Source organism: Rhodococcus cerastii, assembly GCF_033042195.1.
In the GTDB taxonomy this organism is placed as follows: domain Bacteria; phylum Actinomycetota; class Actinomycetes; order Mycobacteriales; family Mycobacteriaceae; genus Rhodococcoides.
The window spans coordinates 99,696-117,077 of sequence record NZ_JAWLKF010000008.1 but is presented as its reverse complement, the minus strand read 5'-3'; the positions used below and the strand labels follow the sequence as shown (position 1 = coordinate 117,077).

Below are 17,382 nucleotides of genomic sequence, written 5' to 3'. Positions count from 1 at the left end.
AATCTAGAGATTCCGGAGCCGAACCACTTCGGTGTTGAATTCGTCGATCGCCTCGACGGAGCTCATGTGTCCGATGCCGGGGATGACGATCAGTCTGCTCAGGTGATCGTGATCGTCCAGGGCGCGGGCGAGTTTGCGGGCGTGCACCGGTGGGGTCAAGCGGTCGGCAGATCCGACGAGCACGCTGGTGGGGACGGACATGTTCGCCAGGGCCTCGCGGATGTCGAGGTCGGTGAGCGCTGCACCCCAGATACCGCGGGTGCGCGGGGCGCATTCGAGGACGATCTTCTCGCAGAACGCCACCTCGGCGGGTGTCGCTCCGGGTGCCATCGAGATGTACTTGATGGCTTGGCGCACCACCGGTGACGGCCGCAACGGAAGTGCCGAGCCGAGTACTGCGCGCCCTACCGGGGTAGGGACCCGTGGAAAGCGTTGCGGCAGCGGGATGACGGTGGTTTCGCGAATCAGGGAGTCGGTCGCGGTGCTGGCGAGGAGCACAGCGCTGACGAGTCGGTCGACCTGTTCGGGATAGTTGCCGGCCCAGGCCATGATCGACATGCCGCCCATGCTGTGACCCACCATGACGGCCTTGTTGTCCTCGGCCACCGTGGCGGAAAGGATCGCGGAGAGGTCGTCGGCCAGCACGTCGGGGCTCAGCGGTCGCGTCCCGACGTCGCTTCGACCGTGGCCGCGCTGGTCGTAGGTGACGACGCGGTAGCGGCCGGCAAGTGCATTGATCTGTGGGTACCAGTAGTCGGCCGAGCAGGTCCACCCGTGGCTGAAGACGATCGGTTCGGCATCGGCGTCCCCGTAGCTACGGACGTGCAGGTGCGCACCGTCGTCGGTGACCACCTCGGTGATGTGCGGTTCGAACGTGGGGCGCTCGAGCAACTCGTCGGGCTGCACGTCGGTCGTCTTGGTGAACGAGTGCAGGCGACGCCGCCGGACGACGAATGCACCGACAGAGGCCGCCGCGGCCGCGCTGCCCACTCCGAGCAGCGCGCGTTCGATTACCTTGCGTGAAACCACTGACATTCCCCTCTACCTGTATCCCCCCGAGCGGGTGCGGTAGAGGGTACGCCCACACAGGAGTTGGCGTCGATGCGACTTACCTACCAGCGGGGTCCGCGCTGGATGCTGTCGACCTTGGGACGGACGTCGACGAGGTACACGCACACGGCGACGACGCCGATGATACCCAGGAAGCCGATCACACCCGAGACGAGAATGAGCAGTAGACCGATGAACAGAATGGCCAGCCATTTGGTCTTCGTCAGCTTGTCCACTGCCGGAAAGGCGTCGGGGCGCTGGCGCAGTGCATGGAAGATCGCGAATCCTGCGCCCACCACTCCGAGGATCTGGAGAAAGGTCAGGATGTAGTAGCTGAAGCTGCCGGCGATGCTCACGTGCGCCAGTGTACGAGAAACGACCCCTGCGCCGCGCGGCGCAGGGGTCGTTTTCTTTACGAATGCTTTAGCGAGTGGTCTTCTTCGCCGGAGCCTTCTTGGCCGGAGCCGGGGCGGTCTTCTTGGCAGCCGGTGCCGGAGCCGTCTTCTTGGCCGGAGCCGGGGTCTTCTTGATCGGCGAGTTCGCGCTGCTGCGGGTCTTGGCCTCGACCTTGCCTGCCACGCCGCTCACCTTGTCGGAAGCCTCGACGGCCTTGTCCTTGGCCTCGTCGCCTGCTTCGTCGATGTTCTCGGCGAGCTCGTCGGCGGCCTCGGAGATCTCCTCGGCACCTTCACGAACCTTGTCCGACGCAATGCCGGCCAGAGCAGCGGCGCGCTCGCCGACTGCGCGGGTCTGCGAGGCGACGGTTCCGAGGGCCTGCTCGGTGAGGTCGACGACGTCGTTGGCTGCGGTGTTGGCGCGCTCGAGGCCCTCTTCGACGGCCGGGGTGCGGCGGATGCGCTCGACGGTCTCTTCGCCGCGCTCGGCGAGCGAGGTGTAGAGGTCGGAGGCGACCTTGAGGTATGCCTCGGCAACCTTGCGGAGCTCTTCGGGGGTGAAGCGCTCGCGCAGTTCGGCGATCTCGTCGGGAAGCTCTGCGGGCAGGTTCGCGAGCCGCTCGCGCAGGCTCTCGACGCCTTCGGTGACGTCCTCGGAGAGGTCGGCGATGCGGGCGTTGACCTCGCTGGTGCGGCTCTCGGCGCGCGAACGCACCTGAGCGACGACGTCCGCTACTGCCTGGACGACGGCGTCGCCTGCGCCGACGGCGGCGAAGATGGGGGTCTTGACGTTCTCGAAGTTCTTGGAATCAGACATCGGGTGTCTCCTGTTCGTCGGGTTCGGGCTCCTGCGTCGACTCGTTCTCACGACAGAACGAGTCGTAGATCTCGATCAGCACTTGCTTCTGCCGTTCGGTGATGTGCTCATCGCCGAGCAGAGCTTCGCGCACCGGACCGTGGGGACGCGCTTCCAAGATCCCGGCCCGGACGTACAGCACCTCCGAGGAGACGCGCAGACCCTTGGCTATCTGCGCTAGCACTTCTGCGGACGGGTTGCGCAGTCCGCGTTCGATCTGGCTCAGGTAGGGGTTGCTCACTCCGGCTCGGCTGGCGAGTTGCCGCATCGATACCTGCGCGGCTTCCCGTTGCGACCGGATGTAGCTTCCGATGTCCTGAGCTGCAGTCGTCACGACTGCGGCGACAAGATCCCCCGCCTCGGCGACGACCTGCGTCGCCTCGGTCGCCTTGGCGACCAGATCCCCCTCGTCATCGGCCATCTCGGCCTCCTGTTTTCGGTGTCCTACTGGACGGTACCGAAGGGTGCTAACTATTGCAAGCACTCTGCTAGCACTAGTGCCCGAAGATCAGATCCGAGATCGTGTAGATGGCCAGTCCGGCGATGGAACCGACGACGGTTCCGTTGATTCGAATGAACTGAAGATCGCGTCCGACCTGCAGTTCGATCTTCTTGCTCGCTTCCTCGGCGTCCCACCGAGCGACGGTGTCACCGATGATCGTGGTGATCTCGTCGGCGTAGTTCGCGGCGATGTAGCTCGCCCCACCGAGCAGCCAACCGTCCACTTTTCCGCGCAGTTCCTCGTCGTCGCGGAGCCGCACGCCGAGGTTGACGGTGTTCTCCTTGATCTTGGTGCGCAGCGTGCTCGTCGGATCGTCGACCGACTCGGTGATCAGCCGCTTGGCCACCTTCCACGTCGCTGCCGCGAGCCCGGTGATCTCCTCGCGCCCCATGATCTGCGCCTTGAGCTTCTCCGCCTTCTCGATGGTCGTCGGGTCGTGCTGCAGATCGTTGGCGTAGTCGACCAAGAATTTGTTGGCGGCCAGACGCACGTCGTGCTCGGGGTTGGACCTGATCTTCCAGGTGAACTCGACGAGTTCCTTGTAGACCTTCTCCCCCAGCAGAGTGTCGACGAACTTCGGCGACCAGTTCGGGGAATCTCGCGCCACGACGCGATCGATCATCTCCTGGCTGCCGAGAGCCCATTGGTGGGCGCGCTCGGCGAGCATGTCGATCAACGGCAGCTGACGGTTCTCGCGGAGCAACTCGTCGAGGATCCGGCCGATGGGCGGGCCCCACTGAGGATCGGCGAGACGCCGCACGATGGTGCTGTCGATGACGGCGGTGATGTCCTCGTCGTTGAGCACGTCGACGACGCCGTGCAACACGGTCGCCGCCTCGGCCGCGACGCGTTCGGCGTTGTCGGGCTGAGCGAGCCAGGTACCCAGCCGCAACGGAACCTGCGCCGACGCGACCTTCTCGGACACCACCTCGGGCGCGAGGAAGTTGCTGCCGACGAACGAGCTCAGGCTGGCACCGAGCTGATCTTTCTTCTTCTTGATCAGAGCCGTGTGCGGGATCGGAATACCGAGCGGATGCTTGAACAACGCCGTCACCGCGAACCAGTCCGCGAGCGCGCCGACCATGCCCGCCTCCGACGCCGCACGCACGTATCCGACCCATGCACCGGCACCCGTCGACTCCTGCCACCGGCAGAAGAGGTAGACGATCGATGCGAAGACGAGAAAGCCCGTCGCCACTGTTTTCATCTTGCGGAGGTCGCGACGTTTGGTCTCGTCGTCGAAGTTCATGAGCTGCACAACCGACATTGTGCCCAGAATCTCGGCAGACCAACCGGACGCAGCCTGCAATGGTGTCGGACAAGGCGCATAGGGTGGGGTTGTGGCGAGAAATACGACGGAGGCAAAGCTGGACGAGTCCGAGCCGAGCGAGGACAAGCCGAAGGTCGAGAAGCCGGACGGCCGAAAACGTCGTTGGCGTGAGCACAAGATCGCCCGCCGCGAAGAGCTCGTCGACGGCACGTTGGCCGCGATCCGGTTGCGCGGCCGCGAGATCGGAATGGACGAGATCGCGTCGGAGATCGGTATCTCCAAGACGGTGCTCTACCGCTACTTCACCGACAAGAACGATCTGACGAGCGCCACCATGTCTCGGTACGTCGAGACCACGCTTGCCCCGCGCATCTACTCGGCGATCGCACACGAACTCGACGAGTACGAGCTCACCCGCATCGTCGTGACCGCCTACGTCGAGACGGTGGCCACCGATCCGGAGGTCTACCTCTACGTCATGGCGAACAACGCCGGCAACAACCGCGATGTCGTCGCCGAGTCCGAGCGGATGATCGCCGAGTTGCTCTCCACGGTGCTGGGCGAACGCCTACGGCAACGCGAAATGGATTCCGGTGGTTCGGTGCCGTGGGCCTTCGCCATCGTCGGCGCGGTCCAGTTGGCCACGCACTGGTGGATCTCCAACAAGTCGATGTCCGCGGACGATCTGATCGATTACCTCTGCATGATGATGTGGGGCGGAATCCACGGGGTCGCGATGGCCGACGGCTCCCCCGCAAAATTCAAGTCACAGCCGCATCCGTTGGTCGACGAGGAGCCGAACACGCCTTAGCGCTCGTCGTACCCGTCGTCGTCCACGGGCACTTCTGCTCGTTGATCCAGCACGTCGCGGGCGTCGGCCTCGATGGGCAGATCATCTGCGTTCGGCTCGTCGGGCTCGTCCGCGATCGGCAGATTCTGTTCGACGCGATCCTCGGTCGGGGTTTCGATGGGTGAGTCGCTCATGTCTCCATTCGTACCATCGCTCGTCAGTTTGAGATCAGGCCCGGTCGGACATCCGAGAAGGTATGACTACCGAAACATTGACCGGACGCCGCATCGCGATTCTCGCCACCGACGGCGTCGAGCAGGTCGAGCTGGTGCAGCCCCGCGAAGCAGTCGAAAAGGCCGGGGCCTCAGTCACATTGGTCTCGCTCGACCACGGCAACATCCAAGCCATGGAGGGTGACGTCAATGCCGCAGACACCTTCACCGTCGACAGCGTCGTCGCCGACGTCTCGGCCGACGACTTCGACGCATTGATCCTGCCCGGCGGAACCACCAATCCCGATCAACTTCGCGTCGACGCGGACGCCGTGGAGTTCGTCCGCTCGTTCGTACAAGCCCGCAAGCCCGTCGGCGTGATCTGCCACGGTGCCTGGACACTCGTCGAAGCCGACGTTCTGAAGGGCCGGACGTTGACGTCCTACCCGAGCATCCGAACCGACATTCGCAACGCCGGTGGCACGGTCGTCGACGAGGAAGTGGTCGTCGACGGCAATCTGATCTCGAGCCGGAACCCGGACGACCTGCCCGCCTTCTGCGCGAAGATCGTGGAGCATTTCAGCGCTTGATAGGTTAGCGTGCCCTATGCGCATTTCTCGTTCCTTGGCTCTGCCTGCGGCAGTCCTCGCCCTCGCTCTCACCCTGACCGCATGCAGCTCCGACGCCGGCGACAGCGACAGCGACAGCGCCGACCCTTCCGAGGCCGGCGGTGTCGTCGTGACCGACATGTTCGGCGACGTCGAAGTCCCTGCGAACCCGCAGCGAGTGGTCGCACTCGGTTGGTCCGATGCCGAAACTGCGCTCGCCCTCGGTGTACAACCCGTCGGAGCCAGTGACTGGCTCGGCGTCGGCGGTAACGGCCTCGGTCCATGGGTCGACGAGTCCTACGACACCGACCCCACGATCGTCGGCACCTTCGACGTGAACATGGAATCGGTGGCGGCTCTGGAACCGGACCTGATTCTGTGGACGCGCAGCACCAACGACAGGGCTGTCTACGACGACCTGTCCGACATCGCGCCCACCGTCGCGGCACCTCCGGGAACCGACGTCGCCTACGGCACCACCTGGGACGGGCAGACCGAGATCGTCGCGCAGGCGCTGGGCAAGGTCGACGAGGGCAAGCAACTCGTCGACGACACCAGGGCACTGTTCGAAAACACCATCGCGGCCAACCCCGAATTCGCCGACAAGACCGTCGCCGTCGGCACGCTCTACAGCGGACAGGTCGGTGCCTACGTCCGCGGCGACACCCGCGTCGACTTCCTCGAATCGCTCGGCCTGACCAACACACCGGCCGTCCAGGACCGCGCCGAGCCCGGAGCGTTCAGCATCGAACTGTCCGAGGAGAACATCTCCGCTCTCGACGCCGACCTCACCGTCATGTTTCCCATCGGCACCGGACCCGAGGTGATCACCGACAACCCGTCGATCCAGGGCCTGCCGTCGGCACGGGACGGACGCCTCGTGGTCCTCGGTAACACCGACCTGTCCAACGCATTCTCAGCCGCCTCGGTCGCAGGCACCCGATACGCACTGGAAAACGCAGTGCCACTGTTCGCGGCACCGTTGAAGGGCTAGATCACAAGCCCGCCGGGGATCGTCACACCCTCCCTGGTGGGCTTGTTACACCCTTCCCGGGGGCTTGTTCACACTCTCCCTGGTGGGAATCCACCCGCGGCGATCGGGCCCCAGGTGTCGATCACGATGCGTATCAACGACTTTCCCTGCTTCACCATCGCCGCGCGGTACTCGTCCCAGTCCGAGTGCTCGCCGGCGATGCTGCGGAAGTACTCAACCAGCGGCTCGACGGCGTCGGGAAGATCGATGATCTCGGCGGTGCCGTCGACCTGGACGTAGTCGCCGTTCCAGTCGTCGCTGTGCACCAGCACCGTGACGGCGGAATTACGGCGGATGTTGTGCACCTTCGCGCGCTCGGGATAGGTGGCGATGACGATGCGGCCTTCCGAGTCCACTCCGGCCGAGACCGGGGAGACCTGCAGACCGTCGTCGCGCTTGCGGGTGATCAGGGTGTGGTGGTGCCGCGGAGATACGAATTCGAGCAGTTGCTCACGCGACACGGTCTCTGCTTTTGCAATGGTGGGGGCCATGAATCCCATGGTAGAGAAGTAGTCTTCTCGCCTATGGCCGACAAGTCGAAACTGTGGACTCTTTCTCCCGTCGATGTGCTGCGGGCCAGTTCCTCTCCCCGTGTGGAGGACATCGACTTCACGGCAACTCCGGGTTTCGACGGCGCGAAAGCGCACGGCAACGACGTGCTCGAGCAGCGCGGTGCAGTGCTGGCAGCGCTGCAGGAGAAGCTCTATGCCCACGGGCGCGCAGGCGGAACCAAGTCGGTTCTGCTGGTGCTGCAGGGCATGGACACCGCAGGCAAGGGCGGCATGGTCAAACACGTCATCGGGATGGTCGATCCGCAGGGCGTCGACCTCGCCTCGTTCGGGGTGCCGACTCAGGAAGAGAAGCAGCACCACTACCTGTGGCGCATCCGCAAGGCACTTCCGCGGGCCGGCCGGATCGGGGTGTTCGATCGGTCCCACTACGAGGACGTTCTCGTCGTCGCGGTGCACGATCTGGTGCCGCGGCAGGTGTGGGAGAAGCGTTTCGACGAGATCAACGCCTTCGAGAAGGAATTGGTCGACGAGGACACCGTCGTGGTCAAGGTGGCCTTGTTCGTCTCGGCCGACGAGCAGAAGAAGCGACTGCAGGAGCGACTCGACCGACCCGAGAAGCACTGGAAGTACAACCCGGGCGACGTCACCGAGCGTGGATTCCTGGCGCAGTACCGGGCGGCGTATCAGCGGGTTCTCGATCGCACGGACTTCGATCATGCGCCCTGGTACGTCGTCCCTGCCGACCGCAAGTGGTACAGCCGCTTGGCCGTCACGGAGATTCTGATCGACACTCTGGAGAAGCTCGATCTCGATTGGCCCGCTGCGGATTTCGACGTCGAGCACGAGAAGAAGCGACTGGCCGAGAGCTGAACCCACTTCGAAAGCGTGAATGGTCCATCGACCCCCGTCTGGGCAGGTCAACGGACCATTCACTCGTCCAAGGAGAGGGTTACAGCGTGGCTGCGTCGATCACGAAGCGGTAGCGCACGTCGGACTTGATGACGCGGTCGTAGGCCTCGTTGATCTTCTCGGCCGGGATGACCTCGATCTCGGCACCGATGTGGTGCTCGGCGCAGAAGTCCAGCATTTCCTGGGTCTCGGCGATGCCGCCGACCATGGATCCTGCGAACGAACGACGGTTGGCCAGCAGGTTGAAGGCGGGCACCTCGAGCGGCTTCTCGGGAACGCCGAGCTCGACGAGGGTGCCGTTGCGGGCGAGCAGTCCGAGGTACTTGCCCATGGGCAGGTTCGCCGAGACGGTGTTGAGGATCAGGTCGAACTTGCCCTGCAGATCCTTCAGCGCCGTGGTGTCCTTGGTTGCGTAGTACTCGTCGGCACCGTAGGCCTTGCCGTCGGCCTCTTTGGCGTCGGTCTGGCTCAGGACGGTGACGTGGGCACCCATGGCGTGGGCGATCTTGACGCCGATGTGTCCGAGGCCGCCCATACCGATGATGGCGACCTTCTTGTCGGGGCCGGCTCCCCAGTGCTTGAGCGGCGAGTACAGCGTGATGCCTGCACACAGCAGGGGCGCGGCGACGTCGAGCTCGACGCCTTCCGGGATGCCGAGGACGAACTTCTCCGTCACGACGATCTGGGTGGAGTAGCCGCCGTGGGTGAACTCGCCCTCGTAGGTCTCCGAGTTGTAGGTCTGTACGACACCCTTGGTGCAGTACTGCTCGTCGCCGTCCTTGCACGCCTCGCACTCGCCACAGGAGTCGACGAAGCAGCCGACGCCGACGCGGTCGCCCACCTTGCGGGTGGTCACCTCGGAGCCGACCTCGGCCACGATGCCGGCGATCTCGTGCCCGGGGACGACGGGGTACGTGGTGCCGCCCCACTCGTTACGGGCGGTGTGGATGTCGGAGTGGCAGATGCCGGCGAACTTGACGTCGATGAGGATGTCGTTCGGTCCGACGGCGCGTCGCTCGATCGTCGCCTTCTCGAGCGGGGCGTCCGGAGCGGTGGCCTGGTAAGCGGTAGCTGAAGTCATATCTATATTGCTACCTACGCATCAGTGCGAGCGCAAGGCAGCTACCGCCTCGACCAGGCTATTCCTGCTCTAAACGAGTCGTTCGCAACAGTAACGTCAGCTGTTCTTGGCGATATTGATGCCGAGCCACCCAACGTACGCCACCAGACCGACAAGTCCGATCTTACGCGTCCCGGGGTATGCGATCGCCGCGCCGACGGCCAATTCGGTGGCTCCGTTGCGACTGATCCAAGTTCGAGTGTCCTTGGGGAACGGGAGCTTGGTGATTCCCTCGAACGCCTCCGGCACCACGAAGTGGGCGGCACCGGTTGCGGCCAACCCGATCCCGAATGCCTTGGGAACCACACCGTTCGACTTCGTGGACTTGCTCACTGACACGCTCCTGTGATCGAAGTGACTGCGTTCGCAGACCGACAATAGCGCTCCGACGACCGACGCGGGGCAACCCGCCCGCTGCGGCGTCTACTTTGCGATCCGGCCGTTCTCGTAGCGGTAGAACCCGGCTCCGGCCTTCTTGCCCACGTGCCCCGATTCGACCATGTGCAGCAGCAGCGGCGGCGCCAGGAAGAGAGGTTCTCCGAACTCCGAATACATGGCGTCGGCAATGGCTTTGACCGTGTCGAGCCCCACGAGATCGGCGAGCGCGAGCGGCCCCATCGGGTGCGCCAGACCGAGCACCGTCGCCTTGTCCACGTCTTCCTTGGTGGCGAATCCGGATTCGACCATGCGAATCGCAGAGAGCAGATACGGCACGAGCAACGCGTTGACGACGAAGCCCGAGCGATCGGCCGAGCGCACGACCTGTTTACCGAGAACGTCGCCTGCGAAGCGCTCGGCGCGGTCGGCCACTGCCGGTGCGGTCAGGTCGGTAGTGACGAGTTCGACGAGTGGCAGTACCGGGACCGGGTTGAAGAAGTGCAGACCGACGACGCGGCCGGGTGCCGTCGTCGCGGCTCCCAGGCTGACGATGGGAATGGAGGAGGTGTTCGAGGCGATGACGGCGTCGGGGTCGGTCACCACCGAGTCGAGCTCGGCGAAGATGTCGGCTTTGATCTTCTCGTCTTCGAGTACTGCTTCGACGACGAGTTGGCGATCGCCGAAGTCGGCGAGGTCGGAGGTGAATCGCAGCCTGGCCGCGGCGTGCTCCCGCTCGCGTTCGGTGATCTTGCCGCTGCTCACTCCGCGATCGAGGGACCTCAGGATGCGGGTGCGTCCGGCGCTGGTCAGTTCGCGGGTCTGTTCGTGGACCAACACGTCGACATGGGCGCGGGCACAAACCTCGGCTATTCCTGCCCCCATCTGCCCCGCTCCGACGATCCCCACCCTCTCGACCGTCAAGGCAAACTCCTAGCGAATAATGTTGCAGCACAACAGATTGAAGCGAGATGAGGGTAACTCTTCGGGGGAACGCCCAAGACCTTCGTGATACAGAACAGGCGGCCCGCAGCGAAACGCTGGGGCCGCCTGACTAGTGCGCTGAAGATCAGGAGAGGCGGCTCAGTGGAACTGGCCTTCTTCGGTGGAGCCCTTCAGTGCTGCCGTCGAGGTGTTGGGGTCGACGGTGGTGGCGATGCGGTCGAAGTAGCCGGCGCCCACCTCACGCTGGTGCTTGATGGCGGTGAAGCCGCGCTCTTCGGCAGCCTTGAACTCGCGCTCCTGCAGGTCGACGAACGCGGTCATGCCTTCGCGGGCGTAGCCGTGTGCCAGGTCGAACATGCCGTAGTTGAGCGAGTGGAAGCCTGCGAGGGTGATGAACTGGAACTTGAAGCCCATGGCTCCGAGTTCCTTCTGGAACTTGGCGATGGTCGCGTCGTCCAGGTGCGCCTTCCAGTTGAACGAAGGCGAGCAGTTGTAGGCGAGCAGCTGGTCCGGGAACTCGCTGCGAACCGACTCGGAGAACCTCTTGGCGACCTCGAGGTCCGGCACGCCGGTCTCCATCCAGATGAGGTCTGCGTACGGGGCGTAGGCCTTCGCACGGGCGATGCAGGGCTCGATGCCGTTCTTGACGCCGAAGAAGCCTTCTGCGGTGCGGGTTCCGTCGAGGAATTCACGGTCACGCTCGTCGACGTCGGAGGTGATCAGCGTGGCTGCCTCGGCGTCGGTGCGGGCGATGATGACCGACGGGACGTCGGCGACGTCGGACGCGAGGCGTGCCGAGGTCAGGGTACGGATGTGCTGCTGGGTGGGGATCAGAACCTTGCCGCCGAGGTGGCCGCACTTCTTCTCCGATGCGAGCTGGTCCTCCCAGTGCACGCCTGCGGCGCCGGCCACGATCATGGCCTTCTGCAGCTCGTAGGCGTTCAGTGCGCCACCGAAGCCGGCTTCGGCGTCGGCGACGATCGGGGCGACCCAGTTCTTGACGGACGTGTCGCCTTCGATCTTGGCGATCTCGTCGGCGCGCAGGAGTGCGTTGTTGATGCGACGGACGACCGAGGGGACCGAGTTGGCCGGGTAGAGGCTCTGGTCCGGGTAGGTGTGGCCCGAGAGGTTGGCGTCGCCTGCGACCTGCCAGCCGGAGAGGTAGATCGCCTGGAGGCCGGCGCGAATCTGCTGCACGGCCTGGTTGCCGGTGAGGGCACCGAGCGAGTTGATGTAGTCCTCGTTGTTGACGAGGTCCCACAGGATCTCGCTGCCGCGGCGAGCGAGGGTCGCTTCTTCGACGACGGTGCCCTGGAGGTCGGAGACCTGCTGTGCGGTGAAGTTACGGGTGACGCCCTTCCAGCGGGGGTTGGTGTCCCAATCCTGCTGGATCTCGGCGATGGTCTTCGGGGTGCCGGTGGTCGACATCTTCAGCTCCAGTCTCTTCTGCTTCTCGGCCTGCCTCGAGACGAATCTTCACATCGTTGCCAGGCCCTTCTGGTGTACTCCAAAACAATGGCACAACCGAAAACATGCGTCTACCAGTTGTTAGTGCCAATCTTGGCTAGCTTTCCCGAGCACCTTGCTAATGTTGCAAAGTTTTGGTCGACGCAAACCTCTCGGATCGGACGCCATGGTTACTCGCCAGTAGCGATGAATCCCCAGTTGATGAACGCAATGAACAAAAACTCATACAGGACGCTTGTACGGTTTGACGCAGCCGTCTGAATCGAGTCAGAAACCGACGCTTCTGTGACCGACATCACAGTACTCCGATCTCAAAATGTGGACATGCACCGGGTGCTCCACTCGACGCCTCTGCCGCGGGAATCACGCGTCCGACGCCCCCGAGTGGAGCGCAACGTGCACTCATCCACAGACACGCAGCTATCCACAGGGCATTCCATTCCCCCAGGTCGAGCTTTGGGGGACATCTGCACCATCCCCGACGCTGCACCCATGACACCCGACAACACCGATGCAGGCTCCACTCCCGGACCCACAGGTCATTACGCAGGCTCCACTCCCGGACCCACAGGTCATTCCGCAGGCTCCACTCCCGGACCGAAGGGTCATTCCGCAGGCTCCACTCCCGGCCCCGCCACCTTTCAGCAGCTCCTGGCCTCCGGACTCCACCCCAGCACCGTCTCGCGACGCTTCACCCGTGTTCTGCCGACGGTCCACATGCGCGGGGAACCGTCGACGATGGATCGATGTCGGGCCGTTTCGCTGTGGCGACCGGACGCCGTGCTCAGCCACCGGTCGGCCGCATACCTACGGGGCTGGACGACCGAACCGACCACCCTCGACGCCACGGTCCCTCGCTCGGCGAGGTTGCGGCCACCGCCCTGGCTTCGGCTGCACCGTCGGACACTCGATTCCAGGCTCGTCGACGAGGTCGAGACCCTGCCGTGCACCACTCCCGCACAGACGATTCTCGATTGCCTGGCGGTGCTCCCCCGTGCCGAGGCCGAGTTGCTGATCGACGAACGCCTGAAGTTCGGACTCGACCCCGCGTCGCTGCTCCGCCTGCTCGAACGATTCCCGGGTCGACGCGGCAACACAGAGTTGGCTCGCCAAGTTCGGCTGGCAGTGACCAGATTCGCCTCGGAACCGGAGCGGGCACTGGGACGTGCGCTGCACCGGATCGGGCTGTACCTGGAGATGAATGCGGCAGTCGGTCCGTACATCTGCGACCTCGTCGACCGTCGCAGCCGAACGATCATCGAAGTGGACGGACGCGAATTCCACAGTGCAGCTGGGGTATTCAGCAAGGATCGGCGCAGGCAGAACGCGCTGGTGCTCGATCGCTGGCTGGTGCTGCGGTACTCGGCATTCGACGTACTGGCCGCACCGGACGTCATCGCCGGCGAGATTGCGTCGGTGATCCGACGACGTCGGGAATCGAGGCGATGACTGCACAGAATGCTCCACTCCCGGAGCCGTGCACGACATTCATCGCACATACCCCCGGAAGTGGAGCACCAGTTGCAGAGAAAGCTCAGATACGGACGCCGCTGCGCTCGTCACTGGACGCAACCACTCGCGACGTGGTCGGTGTCCGACGCGACGAGAGCACCCCGAGCGCACCCATCGCGGCGATCACGAGTCCGCCGACGATGGCGAACAGGTCAGCAGCCAGCAATCCGGACGGGAACACCATCAGCGCGGGCGATACCGCGAGCAGCAGGCCGAGGCCGACGTGGGTCCAGTGGCTTTGCCTCGACGACGATCCGATGGCCCACAGCGCGGTCGATGCAGCGAGAATGCCGAGCACGAGGATGGCACCGGTGACTTCCTGGTCGCCCTGGACGGGAAGCCAGACGGTGGATGCGACGAGTACCGCTCCGGTGACGAATACGACGACGTCCCTGAAAATTTCCGATGTGCGTTGACGGTTGGACATGACCGCTCCTCGTGGTGCGTGGTGAATAGCTCGTATACCGGTATACGCCTTTACTTCGGCTAATGTTCCCGAAGAACACCGAATTGTGATCCAGCAGCTAGTTGCCAATACTGTTAAGGCAATTCTTCGCAGGCGTAGCCTGGCGATATGTCCAAAACCTTCGTCGGCGTGCGGCTTCGGCAGCTCCGCAGCGAACGCAGCATGAGTCAGGTGTCGCTGGCGCAGAAGCTGGGAATCTCGGCCAGCTACCTCAACCAGATCGAGCACGACGTGCGTCCACTGACGGTGCCGGTGCTGCTGCGGATCTCCGAGGTGTTCGGCGTCGACACGTCGTTCTTCTCCTCCGAGGACGACACCAGACTGGTTGCCGAACTCCGGGAGGTCGCGCTCGATCAGGACATGGGGATCGACGCCGACGCGCACGAGATCGCGCAGATGGTCAGCTCGCACCCGCAGCTGGCGCGGGCGATGGTCAACATGCACCGCCGATACCGCAATACGACGGCTCAGCTGTTGGCCGCTACCGAGGAGCGTTTCTCGGACGGCAGTGGCAGCGGTTCCATCAGCAAGCCGCACGAGGAAGTGCGCGACTACTTCTATCAGCGGCAGAACTATCTGCACGAACTGGACACTGCGGCAGAGGCTCTGACCTCGAGGATCCGGTTCCATCGCGCCGATATCGGTGGCGAGATCGCCAAGCGGCTGCGGACGGTCCACGACGTGCAGATCGTCAATCGGATCGACCTCGGCGAGAACGTGCTGCACCGATTCGATCCCCAGACGCGAGTACTGGAGATTTCACCGCATCTCTCCGGCGGGCAGAAGGTGTTCAAGTACGCCGCCGAACTCGCGTATCTCGAATGCGGGGACCTGCTGCAGAAGATGGCCGACGAAGGCAATTTCACCAGTGAGTCGTCGAAGAAGTTGGCGGTGCTGGGCTTCGCGAACTACTTCGCGGCCGCGACGGTGTTGCCGTATCACCAGTTCCATGACGTGGCCGAGGATTTCCGGTACGACATCGAGCGGCTCTCGGCCTTCTTCTCGGTCAGCTACGAGACCATCTGCCATCGACTCTCCACCTTGCAGAGACCCGAGTTGCGGGGTGTGCCGTTCTCGTTCGTGCGCGTCGACCGCGCCGGGAACATGTCGAAGCGTCAGTCCGCCACAGGTTTTCACTTCTCGTCCAGCGGCGGCACATGCCCGCTGTGGAATGTGTACGAGACGTTCGCGTATCCGGGCAAGATCATGACGCAGATCGCCGAGATGCCCGACGGCCGCAGTTACCTGTGGATCGCGCGCACCGTGGAGCGACGCGCCGCGCGATACGGCCAGCCCGGCAAGACCTTCGCCATCGGCCTCGGTTGCGAACTGCGACACGCTGGACGGCTGGTGTACGCGGACGGTCTGGACGTGCAGGGTTCGGCAGCGGCGACACCGATCGGAGCGGGCTGTCGGGTGTGCGAGCGATCGAACTGCCCGCAACGCGCATTCCCGCCACTGGGTAAGGACCTCGACATCGACGAGCACCGAAGTTCCGTGTCCCCCTACCTCGTTCGCTGAGAATACGTTCGCTGAGAAGAAAGGAAGACTGCAATGACACGAATCGGCGTCGTACTCAGACCCGAACTTGCGCCGGAGGATCTCGTCGAGGCGGCACGTGCAGCCGACCGGGCAGGCATCGACGAAGTGTGGATATGGGAAGACTGCTTCTACTCCGGCGGACTGACTACCGCTGCACTGGTTCTCGCGAACACCGAACGCCTGAACGTCGGAATCGGGGTGCTACCCACTCCGATGCGGAACGTGGCGGCCACCGCCATGGAGATCGCTACCGTCGCCCGGGTCCACCCAGGACGGCTGCGCGTCGGGCTCGGACACGGTGTGCAGTCGTGGATGGGTCAGATCGGGGCGCGTGTGCAATCGCCGCTGACGTTGCTGAGCGAGCAGATGACCGCGCTCACCGCACTCTTGGCGGGCGAGAGCGTCACCGTGCAGGGCAGGTACGTCTCACTCGACAACGTGCAGCTGAATTGGCCTCCGCTGCAACCACCGCCGCTGCTCGTCGGTGCGACGGGGCCGAAGACTCTCGCCCTGAGCGGCCGCACCGCTGTGGGAACGATCCTCACCAGCGAAACGTCACCGGATCAGGTGCGAACGGCCATCGAGCACATCGACGGTGGGCCCGACCACGACGTGGTGGTCTACGTTGCCGCAAGCTCCGATGCCGCGGCCAGCAACCTGCAACGCTGGATCGATGCCGGTGCCACCACCCTCGTACTGGAACCCTCTGCAGCCGAACCGGATCCGACCATACTGTTCGCCCACGCGGCATCGTTGACACAGCAGTTCGGTGCGCCGGAGCCGCACTCGCGGTGAGCACACCTAGTGCTCTCGCAAGTACCTCCCCGCGTCCGCGAACGCACGTGCTCGACGCGTCAGCGTGGGTGGCGCAGGCGGCTCACCTCGCCACAGGCGGTAGAGGGTGCTCATGCTCAGGATGAGTCGTTCGGGTGAGTCCCAGTGCGCATACTGTCCGAATTCGCTTGACTTGAGCAGGTTCTGGGCGGCTTCGGTGGGCGCGAGTCCGGCGTCGAAGCAGATGCGCCCGGCCTCGGACACCCAGGTCCAGTAGTTGCGGAGGGCGCGAATTTCGGCGGTGCCGCACAGGGGTCCGTGGCCCGGGACGTAGACGGCGGCATCGAGCTCGAGGAGGTGGTCGAGGGCGTCGATCCAGTTCTGCAGTGGACCGTGCCAGAGCACCGGGGTGGCGTCGATGAACAACAGGTCGCCGGCGAACACCACTCCGACGTCGGGTACGTGTGCGATGAGGTCGCCTTCGGTGTGCGCCGGGCCCAGGTAGCGCAGGTGCACGGATCGTCCTGCCACATCGATGGTCTCGGTGGTCTCGAAGGTGTGGTCCGGCAGCCGCGGCAGAGCGCCGGGGAAGGTGGCGTCACCGCGGACCTGGTTCATGTAAGAGCCCATTGCACCGACCGGTCCCGGCACCCAACCGATCTTCGCACCGAGGGAGGCGAACGCGTGCACACCTTTCGGAGGTGTTTCCTCCTTCATGGCGTGCAGTGAAGCGGCGCTGGTGGTGATGCGAGCCGTGGAGGGGACGGTGTCGTTTCCCCACCAGTGATCACCGTCGGAGTGGGTGTTGAGCACTTCGGTGATCGGCGCGTCGGCCACCAGCTCGGCGGTGTCGGCAACGACGCGTTCTGCCCAGTTCACGTCCCACACCGTGTCGATCAGCATCGACGCAGAACCCGGCCCCACGATCAGACCGGTGTTCGTCTGGCCCCAACTTCCGGGCGGCCGCATGAATGCCCAGGTGTCGTCGGCGATCTGTCGGTACCCCACCTCTGTGTCTGCCACCGCCACAGGCTAGCCGGTGAG

20 protein-coding genes are annotated in these 17,382 nt (G+C 64.3%); 7 read left to right on the top strand and 13 right to left on the bottom strand.

Annotated elements, in window-relative coordinates; all coding sequences use genetic code 11:
* Positions 1–3: 3 nt before the first annotated feature.
* The 5 genes from R3P93_RS15700 to R3P93_RS15680 form a co-directional block, all read right to left on the bottom strand.
* On the bottom strand, positions 4–1,035 hold the full coding sequence (locus tag R3P93_RS15700; protein ID WP_188078707.1) for an alpha/beta fold hydrolase: 1,032 nt from the start codon (positions 1,033–1,035) through the stop codon (positions 4–6).
* A 77-nt stretch (positions 1,036–1,112) separates the two neighbouring features.
* Complete coding sequence (locus R3P93_RS15695; RefSeq protein ID WP_068046153.1) at positions 1,113–1,406, bottom strand: DUF2516 family protein; 294 nt, start codon at positions 1,404–1,406, stop codon at positions 1,113–1,115.
* A 67-nt stretch (positions 1,407–1,473) separates the two neighbouring features.
* Positions 1,474–2,262: a heparin-binding hemagglutinin gene (locus tag R3P93_RS15690; protein WP_149406630.1), complete on the bottom strand. Its 789-nt coding sequence runs from the start codon at positions 2,260–2,262 to the stop codon at positions 1,474–1,476.
* The gene (locus tag R3P93_RS15685; protein ID WP_052047273.1) at positions 2,255–2,722 is read right to left on the bottom strand and encodes a helix-turn-helix domain-containing protein; all 468 of its coding nucleotides are present in this window, start codon (positions 2,720–2,722) and stop codon (positions 2,255–2,257) included. Before R3P93_RS15685 ends, R3P93_RS15690 begins: the two co-directional genes overlap by 8 nt.
* Positions 2,723–2,795: 73 nt before the next feature.
* Positions 2,796–4,070 carry a DUF445 domain-containing protein gene (locus R3P93_RS15680; RefSeq protein WP_188078706.1) on the bottom strand — a complete coding sequence of 425 codons (1,275 nt, stop codon included), beginning with the start codon at positions 4,068–4,070 and terminating at the stop codon, positions 2,796–2,798.
* 73 nt (positions 4,071–4,143) lie between these two features.
* On the opposite strand from R3P93_RS15680, the gene R3P93_RS15675 reads away from it, so the two are divergent.
* The gene (locus R3P93_RS15675; protein ID WP_068046163.1) at positions 4,144–4,884 is read left to right on the top strand and encodes a TetR/AcrR family transcriptional regulator; all 741 of its coding nucleotides are present in this window, start codon (positions 4,144–4,146) and stop codon (positions 4,882–4,884) included.
* Here the strand turns inward: R3P93_RS15675 and R3P93_RS15670 are convergent.
* Positions 4,881–5,057, bottom strand: a complete 177-nt coding sequence (locus tag R3P93_RS15670) for a hypothetical protein (RefSeq protein ID WP_156516042.1) — start codon at positions 5,055–5,057, stop codon at positions 4,881–4,883. The two genes, R3P93_RS15675 and R3P93_RS15670, sit on opposite strands and share 4 nt — an antisense overlap.
* Before the next feature lie 62 nt (positions 5,058–5,119).
* Between R3P93_RS15670 and R3P93_RS15665 the strand changes: the two genes are divergently transcribed.
* Positions 5,120–5,665, top strand: a complete 546-nt coding sequence (locus R3P93_RS15665) for a type 1 glutamine amidotransferase domain-containing protein (protein WP_317533397.1) — start codon at positions 5,120–5,122, stop codon at positions 5,663–5,665.
* Between the two features lie 16 nt (positions 5,666–5,681).
* Entirely contained in the window at positions 5,682–6,677 is a 996-nt protein-coding gene (locus R3P93_RS15660) for an iron-siderophore ABC transporter substrate-binding protein (RefSeq protein ID WP_317533396.1), read from the top strand.
* Positions 6,678–6,745: 68 nt separating this feature from the next.
* Here the strand turns inward: R3P93_RS15660 and R3P93_RS15655 are convergent, their stop codons facing one another.
* Positions 6,746–7,207, bottom strand: a complete 462-nt coding sequence (locus R3P93_RS15655) for a PPOX class F420-dependent oxidoreductase (protein ID WP_068046196.1) — start codon at positions 7,205–7,207, stop codon at positions 6,746–6,748.
* 33 nt (positions 7,208–7,240) lie between these two features.
* On the opposite strand from R3P93_RS15655, the gene R3P93_RS15650 reads away from it, so the two are divergent.
* Positions 7,241–8,098 (top strand): PPK2 family polyphosphate kinase, encoded by an 858-nt coding sequence (locus R3P93_RS15650; protein ID WP_317533395.1) that lies wholly within the window; start codon positions 7,241–7,243, stop codon positions 8,096–8,098.
* A 79-nt stretch (positions 8,099–8,177) separates the two neighbouring features.
* Here the strand turns inward: R3P93_RS15650 and R3P93_RS15645 are convergent, their stop codons facing one another.
* The 4 genes from R3P93_RS15645 to aceA form a co-directional block, all read right to left on the bottom strand.
* Entirely contained in the window at positions 8,178–9,218 is a 1,041-nt protein-coding gene (locus R3P93_RS15645; RefSeq protein ID WP_068046175.1) for an NAD(P)-dependent alcohol dehydrogenase, read from the bottom strand.
* Positions 9,219–9,314: 96 nt separating this feature from the next.
* The gene (locus R3P93_RS15640) at positions 9,315–9,590 is read right to left on the bottom strand and encodes a hypothetical protein (protein WP_068046176.1); all 276 of its coding nucleotides are present in this window, start codon (positions 9,588–9,590) and stop codon (positions 9,315–9,317) included.
* Between the two features lie 90 nt (positions 9,591–9,680).
* The gene (locus R3P93_RS15635) at positions 9,681–10,556 is read right to left on the bottom strand and encodes a 3-hydroxybutyryl-CoA dehydrogenase (RefSeq protein WP_149406627.1); all 876 of its coding nucleotides are present in this window, start codon (positions 10,554–10,556) and stop codon (positions 9,681–9,683) included.
* Between the two features lie 159 nt (positions 10,557–10,715).
* Entirely contained in the window at positions 10,716–12,005 is a 1,290-nt protein-coding gene (gene aceA, locus R3P93_RS15630; RefSeq protein ID WP_317533394.1) for an isocitrate lyase, read from the bottom strand.
* 531 nt (positions 12,006–12,536) lie between these two features.
* Between aceA and R3P93_RS15625 the strand changes: the two genes are divergently transcribed.
* Entirely contained in the window at positions 12,537–13,493 is a 957-nt protein-coding gene (locus tag R3P93_RS15625) for a DUF559 domain-containing protein (protein WP_317533393.1), read from the top strand.
* An 85-nt stretch (positions 13,494–13,578) separates the two neighbouring features.
* On the opposite strand, the gene R3P93_RS15620 is transcribed toward R3P93_RS15625, so the two are convergent.
* The gene (locus R3P93_RS15620) at positions 13,579–13,983 is read right to left on the bottom strand and encodes an SPW repeat domain-containing protein (protein WP_094641043.1); all 405 of its coding nucleotides are present in this window, start codon (positions 13,981–13,983) and stop codon (positions 13,579–13,581) included.
* A 147-nt stretch (positions 13,984–14,130) separates the two neighbouring features.
* Between R3P93_RS15620 and ramB the strand changes: the two genes are divergently transcribed.
* Both ramB and R3P93_RS15610 read left to right on the top strand, forming a co-directional pair.
* On the top strand, positions 14,131–15,543 hold the full coding sequence (gene ramB / locus R3P93_RS15615) for an acetate metabolism transcriptional regulator RamB (RefSeq protein WP_068046182.1): 1,413 nt from the start codon (positions 14,131–14,133) through the stop codon (positions 15,541–15,543).
* Positions 15,544–15,576: 33 nt separating this feature from the next.
* Positions 15,577–16,359 carry an LLM class flavin-dependent oxidoreductase gene (locus tag R3P93_RS15610; RefSeq protein ID WP_317533392.1) on the top strand — a complete coding sequence of 261 codons (783 nt, stop codon included), beginning with the start codon at positions 15,577–15,579 and terminating at the stop codon, positions 16,357–16,359.
* Between the two features lie 6 nt (positions 16,360–16,365).
* Here R3P93_RS15610 and R3P93_RS15605 read toward each other — a convergent pair whose 3' ends face one another.
* Positions 16,366–17,361 (bottom strand): MBL fold metallo-hydrolase, encoded by a 996-nt coding sequence (locus R3P93_RS15605; RefSeq protein WP_317533391.1) that lies wholly within the window; start codon positions 17,359–17,361, stop codon positions 16,366–16,368.
* Positions 17,362–17,382 lie beyond the last annotated feature (21 nt).

Bases quoted from the DNA above. Each gene is read 5' to 3' on its own strand.
- R3P93_RS15700 (WP_188078707.1), bottom strand. From the start codon at position 1,035: ATGTCAGTGGTTTCACGCAAGGTAATCGAACGCGCGCTGCTCGGAGTG.
- R3P93_RS15690 (WP_149406630.1), bottom strand. From the start codon at position 2,262: ATGTCTGATTCCAAGAACTTCGAGAACGTCAAGACCCCCATCTTCGCC.
- R3P93_RS15685 (WP_052047273.1), bottom strand. From the start codon at position 2,722: ATGGCCGATGACGAGGGGGATCTGGTCGCCAAGGCGACCGAGGCGACG.
- R3P93_RS15680 (WP_188078706.1), bottom strand. From the start codon at position 4,070: ATGTCGGTTGTGCAGCTCATGAACTTCGACGACGAGACCAAACGTCGC.
- R3P93_RS15670 (WP_156516042.1), bottom strand. From the start codon at position 5,057: ATGAGCGACTCACCCATCGAAACCCCGACCGAGGATCGCGTCGAACAG.
- R3P93_RS15665 (WP_317533397.1), top strand. From the start codon at position 5,120: ATGACTACCGAAACATTGACCGGACGCCGCATCGCGATTCTCGCCACC.
- R3P93_RS15660 (WP_317533396.1), top strand. From the start codon at position 5,682: ATGCGCATTTCTCGTTCCTTGGCTCTGCCTGCGGCAGTCCTCGCCCTC.
- R3P93_RS15655 (WP_068046196.1), bottom strand. From the start codon at position 7,207: ATGGCCCCCACCATTGCAAAAGCAGAGACCGTGTCGCGTGAGCAACTG.
- R3P93_RS15650 (WP_317533395.1), top strand. From the start codon at position 7,241: ATGGCCGACAAGTCGAAACTGTGGACTCTTTCTCCCGTCGATGTGCTG.
- R3P93_RS15645 (WP_068046175.1), bottom strand. From the start codon at position 9,218: ATGACTTCAGCTACCGCTTACCAGGCCACCGCTCCGGACGCCCCGCTC.
- aceA (WP_317533394.1), bottom strand. From the start codon at position 12,005: ATGTCGACCACCGGCACCCCGAAGACCATCGCCGAGATCCAGCAGGAT.
- R3P93_RS15625 (WP_317533393.1), top strand. From the start codon at position 12,537: ATGACACCCGACAACACCGATGCAGGCTCCACTCCCGGACCCACAGGT.
- R3P93_RS15620 (WP_094641043.1), bottom strand. From the start codon at position 13,983: ATGTCCAACCGTCAACGCACATCGGAAATTTTCAGGGACGTCGTCGTA.
- ramB (WP_068046182.1), top strand. From the start codon at position 14,131: ATGTCCAAAACCTTCGTCGGCGTGCGGCTTCGGCAGCTCCGCAGCGAA.
- R3P93_RS15610 (WP_317533392.1), top strand. From the start codon at position 15,577: ATGACACGAATCGGCGTCGTACTCAGACCCGAACTTGCGCCGGAGGAT.